This window comes from Pseudomonas sp. Irchel 3E20 (assembly GCF_900187645.1).
GTDB lineage: Bacteria > Pseudomonadota > Gammaproteobacteria > Pseudomonadales > Pseudomonadaceae > Aquipseudomonas.
The window spans coordinates 365,383-378,190 of sequence record NZ_FYEE01000004.1; the positions used below are offsets into that span (position 1 = coordinate 365,383).

Below are 12,808 nucleotides of genomic sequence, written 5' to 3' on the forward strand. Positions count from 1 at the left end.
TAGACTCAAGCCCTTAATGCCCCTCTCTCGGGGGCAGGCCAGGAGGCCCGATATGAAACGAATGCTCGTACTCACCTGCAGCCTACTGATGGCCGGTACCCTGCCCTGGGCCCAAGCGCAAGAGGGGCAACAAAACTGCGTCGAGGTACAGGTCAATGGTTACAAGGCCCCCGACTACAACTGCCTGAGCCAGCAGTTGAGCAACCCCGATGGCACTGCCGCCCAGCAGAAAAACCAGGAGGCAATGCAGGTGCCGGTGCACAAACGCCCACCCAACCAGGTCGGCCTCGCCACCCCGGCGGCTACCAGCGTGCGCATGGGCAACACCTTCGGCACCTCGGTCAAGCCCCAGCGCCCGACGCCTTGACTGGCCGCCGAGGTCGCCCTGGCGGCACGGGCCCACCGGCAAGCAGCCCAATCGCAGGCATGAAAAAGGCGACGCCCGTTGGGGAGTCGCCTTTTTTTGTCAGCTCTGTCTCAATGCCGTTCTAGGGCATTGACCAGGTCGTGGAAGGCTTCGCGATTGGACTCGTTCAGGCCCATGAGGATCTTGTGCGCCTCCAGCACCTTGATGCGCACCACCTCTTCGGACTGATCCTGCTCCGGCAGGTCGGTCAGGCACTCGGGGCATGGCACCGGGTGATCGACGATGTTGAACACTTGGTCAAACCCCATGGACTCCAGCAGCCGGGTGATGTCTTCGTGGGTGGTGACCACAGTGGGCAACAGGCCGACCTTCTGGCGCGAGAGGATCGACAGCTTGGCCAGCAGGCCCAGGGTGGTGCTGTCGATGCTGCGGGTTTCGGTCAGATCGATGACGATCGCCGAGAAGTTCAGCGCGGTGAAGATCCGCTCGATCGTCGTATCCAGCGCTGAACACAGGGTCAGGCGCACTTCGCCGACGAATTTCAGGACAAAGGTGCCGTCCTGCTCGGCGAATTGGATTCTACCGGTACTCATTGAAGATTCCTGCTCAACACCATCAGGGCGATATCATCCGGCATCTCCCCTAACGTGGCCAATCCAAAAACCTGCCGCAGGCCATCCAGGCTGCCGCCCGCTGCTCTCACCCGTTCGGGCAAGGCTGCTTCTTTTTCTTTGAGTGTCGGTTCGGGCAAAAGGTCCAGAATGCCATCAGACATCAGCGTCAAGCTGAACACTGGCGGCAGTTCCAGTACGTGGTCTTCGTAGGTGGCCTCGTTGAACAGGCCCACCGGAAGCCCACGCCCGTCGAGATAACGAACACTGTCAGGCGTGTACAACACCGGCAATGGCAAATGACCGCCAATGCTATAAGTCAACAAACCCGTCTCCTCGTCGATGACACCACCGACCATCGTGACATGTTTGCCCAGCTTACAGCTGATGAGGCCCCGGTTGATATGGCCGAGTACCTCGGAGGGCTTGAACTCAGGCAGCGTGCCGTTGCGCCGCGACTCGAACAGCAGGCGCGTGGTCATGAACTTGAGCAGTACGGTGACGAACGCGGACGACGCGCCATGCCCGGACACGTCGGCCAGGTAGAACGCCACGCGGCGCTCATCGACCCGGAAGTAATCGACGAAATCGCCGGACAGGTACAACGACGGAATGATTTGGTGCGCGAACTGGAATTCGTCGATGGCCCAAGGGCTGACCGGCAGCATGTTCATCTGCACCTGGCGCCCGGCGTTCTGGTCTTCCTGCAGCAGGTTGAGGCTGGCTTCGAGTTCGCGGTTAGCGGTCTCAAGCTTCTCGCGATAGCGCTGGTTCTCCAGCAGCAGGCGCGCCCGATCGAGCGCCCGGCGCACGGAGTGTTCCAGCACGGCGAGGTCTTCGAGGGGTTTTATCAGGTAATCGGCGGCGCCCAGACGCAAGGCTTCAACGGCATCGTTCATTACACCGGCACCGGAGACGACTATCACAGGGGTCTGCGGCGCAAGGTCGGTAACGTGGCGAATGAGTTCCAGGCCGCCCATCTGCGGCATGCGCAGGTCGCAGATCACCAGGTCGGGCTGGGCTTGCTCGAAGACCTTGAGACCCTGCTGGCCATTACCGGCCTGAAGGACGCTGAATCCACTGTCTTCCAAATAGGCGGCGAGGCTTTCGCGCACTACTTCGTCGTCATCGATTATCAGCAGCGTGGCACTGGTTTTCTGCATGTGGGCAAACGGCGCCAGAATGAGGTTGGCGTAGGCGCACCGGTCGGGGACCTGGGTTGCACTACTTAGATTCGCTTTCTAGCCTCTCTGGCTCGCGGCTGCGGGAGGTTTCCCGGTGGCCCGTGAGTCAGAGGTGCCCTTGTAAGGCGCAGACGGTACTCCCATCCGCCGGGGGTTTCAAGCTCATGCCGATGGTCACCAGGCGTCTTTACAGCACAAATCACCGGGAGTTATAAGAACAGGCAAATCCGTAACGGAATCGAAGGACAAAGCCCATGAGCCAAAACAATCGTGACTACAGTGAAAAGCGTGATTACATCCGCATGCGCGTCGATGCCGATGTCACCCTCCTTCACGAAGGCCAGGTCATTTCAGCAGTCTGCATCGACCTTTCCAGCAGCGGCATGCAGGTCCAGGCGCCGCGGGCCTTTAAGGTCGGTGACCAGCTCAGCGTAAAGATCGATTCCGAGTACCCGGCACTGGCGGGTTTGGAGGCCGAGACCGAGGTGGTGTGGGTCAAGCAGGCCGAGGATGAAAGCCAAAGGCTGGGGCTGACCATCCTGAAAATGAACTGACAGCCCACTGCAACGCAAGAAGGCGGCCCGAGGGCCGCCTTCTTTATAAGTATCGCCGGGTTTAAAAGTCGTCTTCGACCTGGCCATCCTTGACCTTGAACTCGCGGTTCTGCAGGTAGGCGTTGCGGATGAACACGTACTTGTCGCCGTTAATCAGCTTCTCGGCCGACAACAGGCTGGCACGAGTGTCGATAACGTCCATACCGATGGCCATGTTGCGGCTCGGTACGTGGTCCATGTAACGGTAGGGTTCGCCGTAGCTGTCGACGTACTTGGCCGGCGCGTCGCGCAAGGTGCTGGGGCCGAAAAACGGCAGCATCAGGTACGGGCCACTGGGCACGCCCCAATAGCCGAGGGTCTGGCCGAAGTCTTCGTCGTTGCGTTGCAGGCCCATTTGGGTGCCCACGTCGAAGAAGCCCAACAGGCCGAAGGTGGTGTTGAAGATCAACCGCGCCGTATCCACTCCCGCCGCTTGGGGCTTGAGCTGAAAAACATCGTTGGCCAGGTTGCCGACGTCACCGACGTTGCGGAACATGTTGTGGATGCCGTCTTCGAGAAACTGCGGGGTGATCGCTTGATAACCCTTGGCCAGAGGCTTGAGGCCGTAGGTGTCGAGCACATCGTTGAACTTGTAGATCGGGCGGTTGATGCTTTCCCAAGGGTCTTCCTGCGTGGCGGCCTGAACCGCAAACGGCGCCAGTAGCACACTGGAACAAACACATAGCTGAGCTAGACGATGGCTCCAGCGCATATAAGAAACTCCTTGGTAATGACTGTCTCGGGCGCTGGGCCCAGGCAATAAGCTCGCTAGTATAAGGCGGATCGGCCGATTAGGCAGCACTTGTAAACGGCCGTGCCACCGTCACCTGGGCGTCACCGGACTGTCATCGATCGGCCTTAGCCTATGAAACCATTTCAGAGGCACTGCCCATGCTCCACGCTGCCCCCCTGCCCGGCCCCGTTCCCACCCTCACCGCCGTGCTGTTTGGCCTCAGTGGCTGCCTGGTGGATTTCGGTGCCCGTACCCGCCACCAGGACGCTGGCGGCGAAACCATCCACACCACGCCCGGCGCGCTGGACATCCTGAATGCGTTACGCAGCCAAGGCATTCCCTGCGCCTGGCTCGATGAGCTAGCGGCCGATACCTGCACGCACCTGGCCCAATCACTGCCCGAAGGCATCGTCGCCGCCCCCAACCAACACCCGTGGCCGACGCCCCACGCCTGCTGGGCGGCGCTGATGGCCTTGAACGTCGAACGCCTGGACGGCTGCGTGCTGGTCAGCGGTGAACCACGCCTGCTGCAATCGGGCCTCAATGCCGGGCTGTGGACCATCGGCCTGGCGTCCTGTGGTTCGCTGTGTGGCCTGGCGCCCAGCCAATGGCAGGCCCTCAGTCAGCAGGAACGGGAGCAAAAACGCGGCAAGGCCACCCTGCAACTGTTCAACCTGGGAGTGCATTCGGTGATCGATCACCTGGGCGACCTGCCCACCTGCCTGGCGGACATCAGCCTGCGCCGCCTCAAAGGCGAAAAGCCCTGACCGATCAATGTTGATTGAGATCATGCACGCGGCCTGCCGGTGCATTACTCTGCAAGGCGTGGGCATGGACCTTTCGCCCCCCGGTGCGGTCCATGCCAGTGACTATCTATAAGGAGAACGCCATGCCTGCCCGCGACCTGCAAGAACAGCTCAATACACTGCGCGAGCAACTGGAGCAAAACCCGCCCCTTTCACAAGAAGAGCGCGGCCATTTGCACGAGCTGATGGCTCAGATCGAGGCGCAGATCGAACTCGAAACCCAGACCCAAAACACCAGCCTGGCCGACAATGTGAACCTGGCCGTGGAACGCTTTGAACTCGAACACCCCGCCCTGGCCGGCACCTTACGCAACATAGTGCAGACCCTGGGCAATATCGGCATCTGAAGCCTAGGCCAAGCGATCCCGCCCCCGCCCAGCGCACACAAAAAAGCCCCGTATCTCACGATACGGGGCTTTTCATTACCGGTTAATCAGCGGTTCACACCACCGATTGACCGCTCAACGCCAGGTCCAGCAACTCGCGGTTGGCCACCGCGTACATGGCGTAGTCGGTGCCGCTGGCGGCACGCAACTCCACCAGCATGGCGCGCCAGCGCTCGACCATGCCGTGGTGCTGCTCGATCCACAGCGCCAGGCGTGCTTCCACGTCCAACTCACCGTCGCCCATTTGCAGGACCGAGATGGTGATCGCCCGTTGCTGCCAGTCGATGTCATCACGGAACGCTTCACGGGCCAGGGCTTGCCAGTTGTTTTCCACCGCCAGCGCGCTGATCTGTTGCAGGTACCAGGTCAGGTCCAGCTCGCTGCCCACGGCAAAGTAGGCCTTGGCCACATCGGCCGCATTCTGGCCAGTGACGTCCGCCGCTTCGATGATCGGCAGCAAGGTGTACAGGTGCGTGGTCCCAGCCACCATCCGCGCCAGCAACTCGGGCACGCCAGCTTCGACGTAAGCCTGGTAGCGGGTCTGCCAGCCTTCACGGGTCGGGCCTTCGAGCAGTTCGTCGAGTTTCAGGCCCAGGGCGGCCAGGTGCGGGCCGAAGTGCGCGACGTCACGGGCAGCGTTCTGCTCGTTGCGCCGGCTGCGCAGGAACCAGCGCGTGGCGCGGCGGCCCAGGCGCATCAGTTCGTCCATCAGCTCCAGTTGCACGTCGGCCGAAACCTGGTGGTCCAGGGCTTCGATCTGACGGAACCAGTGCGGGAGATGGAAAATGTCACGCACGATCACATAGGCGCCGGCCACGTTCGCCGGGCTCATCCCGGTGGACTCCTTGAGGCGCTGGACGAAGGTGATGCCCATGTGGTTGACCAGGTCGTTGGCGATCTGGGTGCTGACGATTTCGCGCTTGAGGCGGTGACGGCGCATCGCTTCGGCGAACTTGCTCACCAGCATCGGCGGGAACGCGGTTTCCATGTCGCGGGTCAGGTAGTCGTCGTCCGGCACCTGGGAACCGAGCAGGGCTTCCTTGAGGTCGATCTTGCTGTAGGAGATCAGCACCGACAGCTCGGCACGGGTCAGGCCCTGGCCCGCCGCGACGCGCTCGACCAGTTGCTCTTCGGACGGCAGGAACTCGATGGCACGGTCTAGCTTGCCGCGACCTTCGAGGTCGTTCATCAAGCGCTTGTACTCAGCGATTCGCTCGTAGGCACGGCGGGCCGCCAGGGACAAGGCCTGAGTCTGCTTGTAGTTGTTGCCCAACACCAAGCCACCGACTTCGTCGGTCATGCTGGCCAGCAACTGGTTGCGTTGCTTGTCCGTCATGTCGCCGGCCTGCACCACTTCGTTGAGCAGGATCTTGATGTTCACTTCATGGTCGGAACAGTCCACGCCGCCGGCGTTGTCGATGAAGTCGGTGTTGGAACCACCGCCATTAAGGCCGAACTCGACGCGGCCCAACTGGGTCATGCCCAGGTTCCCACCCTCGCCCACCACTTTGCAGCGCAGTTCGTTGCCATTGACCCGCAGGGCGTCGTTGGCCTTGTCGCCGACATCAGCGTGGCTTTCAGTGCTGGCCTTGACGTAAGTACCGATGCCGCCATTCCACAACAAGTCCACCGGGGCCTTGAGCAAGGCGTTGAGCAGTTCGGTTGGGGTCAGCTTGTCGGCCTGGATGGCGAAGCGTTCTTTCATCTGTGGCGAGATGGCGATGCTTTTCGCGCTGCGCGAAAAGATACCGCCGCCCTCGGACATGATGCTGGTGTCGTAGTCGCTCCAGGCCGAACGCGGCAGCTCGAACAGGCGCTTGCGCTCAACGAAGCTGTTGGCGGGTTCAGGGTTGGGGTCGACGAAGATATGCAAGTGGTTGAAAGCGGCCACCAGTTGCAGCTTGTCAGACATCAGCAAACCGTTGCCGAACACGTCGCCAGCCATGTCGCCCACGCCGACCACAGTAATGCTGTCTTCCTGGACATTGATGCCGCGCTCGCGGAAGTGGCGCTGCACGCCCACCCATGCGCCCTTGGCGGTGATGCCCATTTTCTTGTGGTCGTAACCCGCCGAGCCGCCCGAGGCAAACGCATCGCCGAGCCAGAAGCCGTAATCGATGGCGATGCCATTGGCGATATCGGAGAAGGTCGCGGTGCCCTTGTCGGCCGCCACCACCAGGTACGGGTCGTCGTCGTCATGGCGCACGACGTTGACCGGTGGCACCAAGGTGCCGTCCTTGAGGTTATCGGTGATGTCCAACAGGCCCGAGATGAAGATGCGGTAGCAGGCGATGCCTTCGGCCGCAATCTCGTCCCGGCTACCGCCCAAGGGCAGGCGACGGGGCAGGAAACCGCCCTTGGCGCCCACCGGCACGATAACCGAGTTCTTCACTTGCTGAGCTTTAACCAGGCCCAGGACTTCGGTACGGAAGTCTTCTTCGCGGTCGGACCAGCGCAGGCCGCCACGGGCAACGTTACCAAAGCGCAGGTGCACGCCTTCGACCCGTGGCGAGTAGACGAAGATCTCGAACTTCGGCACAGGCTTGGGCAGCTCTGGAATGGCATGGGGGTTGAACTTGAAGCTGAAGTAAGACTTGTTCTGGCCCTTGGCGTCGGTCTGGTAGAAGTTGGTACGCAGCGTGGCCTTAATCAGGTCCAGGTAGCGGCGCAGGATACGGTCTTCGTTGAGTACCTGGACATCGTCCAGGGCGGTAAGGATCGCTTGCTCCAGACGCTGCTGCTTGTCATCCAGGTCATCGCCACTGAGCTTGCGCGCCAGGTAGAAACGGGTCTTGAACAACCGGGTCAACTCGCGGGCGATGTCGGTGTGGTTGTTCAGCGTGCTGGCGATGTAACCCAGGTCGAAGCCCAGGCGGATCTGCTTGAGGTAGCGAGCGTAGGCGCGCAGCAGCGCCACATCGCGCCATGGCAGGCCGGCCGTGAGCACAAGGCGGTTGAAGGCGTCGTTCTCCGCGTCGCCGCGCACGATGTGCACGAAGGCGTCTTGCAGGGTGTCATTGAGCTGCTGGATATCCAGGTTCAGGCCTTCAGCAGCAGTGAACGCGAAGTCATGGATCCAGAACTCGCGGCCGTTGCTGTGGCGCAGGCGATACGGGAACTCACCCAGCACACGCAGGCCGAGGTTTTCCAGGATCGGCAGCACGTCCGACAGCGCCAGTGGCGTGTCCGCGTGATACAGCTTGCAGTGCAGCTCCTGCTGGCCGGTGACATGGCCCAGGGGCTGGTAGAAGCTCATCACCAGCGGGTTTTCCTGGGTCAGGTTCAGCAAGTGCTGCATATCGACCACGGCCGAGTGCGCGGCAAAACGCTCGCGGTAGCCGGCCGGGAAGCCCTTGGGGAAGTCCGCCAGCACGTTGGTGCCGTGGGCCTCGCCGAAGCTCTCGACCACCAGGCTGGCATAGTCGTCCTGCCAACTGCGGCAGGCCTGCACCACTTCTTTTTCCAGCAGCACGGGGTCGATATCCAGGCGATTCTTCGGGTCTACCCGCAGGATCAACTGCACACGCGCCAACACCGACTCGGAGAAGAAGGTCCAGAACTCGCAATCGCTGGCCTTGAGGCGGTCCATCAGCACTTGCTGGATTTTCTGCCGCACTTCGGTGGAGTAGATGTCGCGCGGCACGTAGGCCAAGCAGTAGCAGAAACGGCCGTAGGGGTCTTTGCGCAGGAACACGCGGATCTTGTTGCGCTCCTGGATTTGCACGATGGACATCACGGTGCTGAACAGTTCATCCACCGGGGTCTGGAACAGGTCATCGCGGGGCAGCACTTCGACCACCTGGGCCAGTTCCTTGCCCAGGTGCGCCTTGGCCTGGAAGCCCGAGCGGCGCTCGATTTCCTCGACCTTGCGGCGGATGTAGGGAATGACCCGCACGCTCTCGCCGTACACCGAGGAGGTGTATAGGCCCATGAAGCGGCATTCCTTGATGACCTTGCCATCGGCGTCGATCTCGCGGATCGACACGTAGTCGGGGTAGGCCGGGCGGTGTACGCGGCTTGGGTGCGCAGCCTTGGCAAACGACAGCGGAGTCGGTTCGCGCAGGTAATTGACGGCGTAGTCTTCGATGCGCAGGTCATCGGCGGTGAGGCCGGCGCGCAACAGTTTGGTCAGGCCCAGGAACGACGACGGGTCGTATTCGATGTGGCCGCCATCGGCCTCATCGCGCACCACGAACTCTTCATAGCCCAGGAAGGTGAAGTGGTTGCCCACCAACCATTCCAGGAAGCTCTTGATCTCGGCTTTTTCATCGCCGTCGATGGCAAAACGGCTGTGGTCCAGACCGGTCAGCAGTTCCTGGACCTTGGCTTTCATCGGCTCGAAATCGGCCACCGCGACCCGCACTTCGCCCAACACCTGCTCCAGCTCCTTGCTCAACACATTGAGCTCGGCGGCGTTGGCGCAGCGGTCGATTTCCAGGTACATCAGCGACTCTTGCAGCACGTCGTCGCCCTGGGTGCCCTTGGGCAGGATTTCCAGCAACTCGCCCTTGGCGCCGCGGCGCACGCTCAACACGGTGGTTTGCAGGGTGTGGATGCTGTAGCCCCGGCGGTTGAGCTCGGTACGCACCGAGTCCACCAGGAACGGCAGGTCGTGGTGCAGCACCTCGACCGCGGTGTGGGTCGATTGCCAGCCATGGCGCTCGTAATCGGGGTTGTACACGCGCACCTGGGGCTGGGCGTGGTCAAAACGCTCCAGCAGGCGCCAGGCAGACAGGGTGCAACCGGCCAGGTCGGACATCCGACGCTGGGTCAGTTCATCCAGGGAAATGATGCCGAAAAATTGCTCGGCGAACAGCGCCACTTGTGGCAGTGCCTGTTCACTGATGTGCTGGGCCAGTGCTGCTTGCAGTTGGTGCTGGAAGTCGGCTTTGCTGGCTGCGGTGAAAAACGCCATCTGTGGTACTCCGCTTGGGCTTGTTATTGATGGAAGCGTCGCGTGCAACCCCTTGCGGGGTGAGTCGCCATCCTGGTCCTGATGCTCGGGTAGAGCGTTGCAGGACGGCAGGAGGATGAAGCCGGACATGACCGCCAGGTCACATCCCCCTTCACGGCAGATGGGCATCTGCAAAAGCGACTGGCGGCGTGCCGCCAATGCCTTTACAGGTGTCCATCCGTTGCGCAGCTTAACGAGTGCGGCAACGCGCCTGCTTGCGGTGCTGCGACATATTCGGTCACAGGCACGCTGCTCGCCGGGCAGCCCCTGGAACAACCCTAGCAGTCACGTAGGAAAACACTGGTTTTAACGAATGAATCGCACCCAGCAAGCGCATGAAATGACCGACACCCAGCCTGCCGCCCATAAAGCGTCCCGCCAACACAAGCCAGCAGAAATTCCCCGAGGCTGGCAGAATCGCACCCTGCCCGCTCACACGCCGCTCTTGGAGCCAGGAATCCCTCTATGCAAATGACCACCGCCCACCTGATCGCCAACCCGTGCGACGACGAAGAAGACAACATGGCCATGCTGTGCTGCCACAGCAACCAGGGCGACATGTTCCTGATGACCCGCTACCCCGACGAAGACGAACTGGAAATCACCCTAGACGGCGAACCTTCAACCCTTGAAGGCGTCAAGGTCACCCTCAGCCCCACTCACCTGCTGATCGAAATCGCCGCAGGCGACAACGACGCCCTCAATGGCGACGATCATCTGGAAATTCACCACAGCACCGCCGCCGGCGACTTGGCAGAAGTGGAACTGACTTTGCAAAACATCCTCAAGGGCACAGGGACCTACATTAGCCAACTGGCGTAAACCCGAATGCGGAGATTGCCATGGCTTCGCCGATTTTCGATGCTCATTGCCACATTATCGACCCCAACTACCCACTGATCGCCAACCAGGGCTTTTTGCCTGACGCCTTCACGGTGGACGACTACCGAGCACAGGCCGGGCCCCTCGGGATGGTGGGCGGTGCCGTGGTGTCCGGCTCCTTCCAGGGCTTCGACCAACGCTACCTGCTCGCCGCCCTGCAACGCCTGGGGCCCGGGTTTGTCGGCGTCACCCAGTTGCCCGAGGACGTCAGCGATGCGCAACTGCTGGCGCTCGATGCCGCAGGCGTGCGCGCCTTGCGCTTTAACCTCAAACGCGGCGGTTCGGCGCCACTGGAGCAATTGGAGGCCATGGCCTTGCGGGTGCATGCCAACCTGGGCTGGCATGTGGAGCTGTATGTCGATGCGCGGGAGCTGCCCGACCTGGAAACGCGCCTGCTGCGCCTACCGGCCGTGAGTATCGACCACCTGGGCCTGAGCCACGCGGGCTTGCCCAGTGTGCTGCGCCTGGCCGAGCAAGGTGTGCGCATCAAGGCCTGCGGCTTTGGCCGGGTGGATTTCGCCGTGGCACCGGTGCTGCAACACATCCACCGCGCCAACCCCCATGCCTTGATGTTCGGCAGCGACCTGCCCTCCACCCGCGCGCCACGCGCCTTTGAAGCCGGGGACATTGCCCTGCTGGCCGACGCCCTGGGCGAAGACGGCGCCCGCATGGCGCTGTGGGACAATGCGCGGCGTTTTTACCGCTTGGGCTGACTGAGAAAACTATCGCGAGCCGGCTCGCACAGTTGAACGGTGGTGCGGATGGGATGTTCGTTTTTCCTCTGTGTGCGAGCCTGCTCGCGATGGCGGCACGCAGTGGCGATGACGAATAGTCGGGGTAAGACTGTTGCTGCCACAGAGGCAGGCCCCCAACCATCAACGATATTGATAGCCGCCTAACGAACCCCCCGTCCCAGAGGGCTATGGCGCGGCTTATATCATTGCGGATGATAGTTACCTTCGCCTCATTCGATTCGTGACTTGCACCCGCGCCACGCATCATCCGCCCATCTCACTACATTGGCGGATGCATCCATGGAACAGTCACTCAAACATTTGCGCTATCCCCTCGCCGCGTTGGCGGTGCTGGTGATGAGCGCATGCGGCAAGGCCCCGGAGACGGCCGCCAATATGCCTGCCACCAAAGTCAGCGTGGCCAAGGTGCTGGAACAACCGGTCAACGAGTGGGACGAGTTCACCGGCCGCCTCGAAGCCCCAGAAACCGTAGAGATCCGCCCGCGCGTGTCGGGCCAGATCGACCAGGTGGCGTTCACCGAAGGCGCCCTGGTGAAAAAGGGCGACGTGTTGTTCCAGATCGACCCCCGGCCATTCCAGGCCCAGGTGCGGCGCCTCGAAGCCCAGCTGCAACAGGCCCGCGCCAGCGCCAACCGCAGCGAAAACGAAGCCCAGCGCGGCGAGCGCCTGCGCACCAACAACGCGATTTCCGCTGAACTGGCCGACTCGCGCACCAGCGCCGCCCAGGAAGCCCGGGCCGGTGTGGCAGCCATCCAGGCCGAACTGGACCTGGCCAAGCTCAACCTGAGTTTCACCCGCGTCACCTCGCCCATCAGTGGCCGCGTCAGCCGTGCCCAGATTACCGCCGGCAACCTGGTCAGCGCCGACACCACGGCCCTGACCAGCGTGGTGTCCACCGACAAGGTCTACGCCTACTTCGACGCCGACGAGCGCGTGTACCTCAAGTACACCGAGCTGGCGCGCCAGGGCCAACGCGGCCAGACCACCCCGGTGTACCTGGGCCTGTCCAACGAAGACGGCCACCCGCACCTGGGCCAGATGAACTTCGTCGACAACCAGGTCAACCCCAAAACCGGCACCATCCGTGGCCGCGCGGTGTTCGACAACCGTGACAGCAGCTACACCCCAGGCCTGTATGCGCGCCTGAAACTGGTGGGCAGCGGCACCTATTCGGCGGTGCTCATCAGCGACGAAGCCGTGGGTACTGACCTGGGCAAGAAGTTCGTGCTGGTGATGGACGGCGACAAGTCCACTTACCGCGCCGTGGAACTGGGGCCCAAGATCGAAGGCCTGCGCATCGTGCGCAGCGGCCTGAGCAAGGACGACACCATCATCGTCAAGGGCCTGCAACGGGTACGCCCCGGTGCGCCGGTGGCGCCCGAGGTCATTCCCATGGCCGACCAGGCCACCCTCGCCGCTCTGGCACAACAACGACAAGCGCTTGAAGCCAGCAACCTGCCGCAGGTCACCCCTGCCAAGGCTGCGCCAGGCTCGGCGGTAAAACTGGCCGCTGCCACGCCACGCGGTTAAGGGACGA

11 protein-coding genes are annotated in these 12,808 nt (G+C 62.1%); 7 read left to right on the forward strand and 4 right to left on the reverse strand.

Annotated elements, in window-relative coordinates; all coding sequences use genetic code 11:
- Positions 1 to 52: 52 nt before the first annotated feature.
- Positions 53 to 367 carry a hypothetical protein gene (locus tag CKW13_RS10390; protein WP_095108498.1) on the forward strand — a complete coding sequence of 105 codons (315 nt, stop codon included), beginning with the start codon at positions 53 to 55 and terminating at the stop codon, positions 365 to 367.
- A gap of 110 nt (positions 368 to 477) precedes the next feature.
- On the opposite strand, the gene rssC is transcribed toward CKW13_RS10390, so the two are convergent.
- Positions 478 to 960: an anti-sigma factor antagonist RssC gene (gene rssC, locus CKW13_RS10395; protein WP_095108499.1), complete on the reverse strand. Its 483-nt coding sequence runs from the start codon at positions 958 to 960 to the stop codon at positions 478 to 480.
- On the reverse strand, positions 957 to 2,141 hold the full coding sequence (gene rssB, locus CKW13_RS10400) for a two-component system response regulator RssB (RefSeq protein ID WP_095108500.1): 1,185 nt from the start codon (positions 2,139 to 2,141) through the stop codon (positions 957 to 959). Before rssB ends, rssC begins: the two co-directional genes overlap by 4 nt.
- A gap of 275 nt (positions 2,142 to 2,416) precedes the next feature.
- Here rssB and CKW13_RS10410 point away from each other — a divergent pair, with 275 nt between their 5' ends.
- Positions 2,417 to 2,716: a PilZ domain-containing protein gene (locus CKW13_RS10410; protein WP_095108502.1), complete on the forward strand. Its 300-nt coding sequence runs from the start codon at positions 2,417 to 2,419 to the stop codon at positions 2,714 to 2,716.
- 61 nt (positions 2,717 to 2,777) lie between these two features.
- On the opposite strand, the gene CKW13_RS10415 is transcribed toward CKW13_RS10410, so the two are convergent.
- A complete protein-coding gene (locus tag CKW13_RS10415; RefSeq protein ID WP_095108503.1) occupies positions 2,778 to 3,467 on the reverse strand; it encodes a VacJ family lipoprotein in 690 nt (229 codons plus the stop codon).
- A gap of 179 nt (positions 3,468 to 3,646) precedes the next feature.
- On the opposite strand from CKW13_RS10415, the gene CKW13_RS10420 reads away from it, so the two are divergent.
- The gene (locus CKW13_RS10420) at positions 3,647 to 4,255 is read left to right on the forward strand and encodes a phosphatase (protein WP_095108504.1); all 609 of its coding nucleotides are present in this window, start codon (positions 3,647 to 3,649) and stop codon (positions 4,253 to 4,255) included.
- Positions 4,256 to 4,377: 122 nt separating this feature from the next.
- Complete coding sequence (locus tag CKW13_RS10425; RefSeq protein WP_095108505.1) at positions 4,378 to 4,641, forward strand: DUF4404 family protein; 264 nt, start codon at positions 4,378 to 4,380, stop codon at positions 4,639 to 4,641.
- 94 nt (positions 4,642 to 4,735) lie between these two features.
- Here CKW13_RS10425 and CKW13_RS10430 read toward each other — a convergent pair whose 3' ends face one another.
- Positions 4,736 to 9,595: an NAD-glutamate dehydrogenase gene (locus CKW13_RS10430; RefSeq protein ID WP_095108506.1), complete on the reverse strand. Its 4,860-nt coding sequence runs from the start codon at positions 9,593 to 9,595 to the stop codon at positions 4,736 to 4,738.
- 504 nt (positions 9,596 to 10,099) lie between these two features.
- Between CKW13_RS10430 and CKW13_RS10435 the strand changes: the two genes are divergently transcribed.
- The 3 genes from CKW13_RS10435 (at position 10,100) to mexE (ending at position 12,801) form a co-directional block, all read left to right on the forward strand.
- On the forward strand, positions 10,100 to 10,456 hold the full coding sequence (locus CKW13_RS10435) for a hypothetical protein (RefSeq protein WP_095108507.1): 357 nt from the start codon (positions 10,100 to 10,102) through the stop codon (positions 10,454 to 10,456).
- Positions 10,457 to 10,476: 20 nt separating this feature from the next.
- On the forward strand, positions 10,477 to 11,229 hold the full coding sequence (locus CKW13_RS10440; protein ID WP_095108508.1) for an amidohydrolase: 753 nt from the start codon (positions 10,477 to 10,479) through the stop codon (positions 11,227 to 11,229).
- Positions 11,230 to 11,550: 321 nt separating this feature from the next.
- The gene (mexE, locus tag CKW13_RS10445; RefSeq protein ID WP_095108509.1) at positions 11,551 to 12,801 is read left to right on the forward strand and encodes a multidrug efflux RND transporter periplasmic adaptor subunit MexE; all 1,251 of its coding nucleotides are present in this window, start codon (positions 11,551 to 11,553) and stop codon (positions 12,799 to 12,801) included.
- Positions 12,802 to 12,808: the final 7 nt, after the last annotated feature.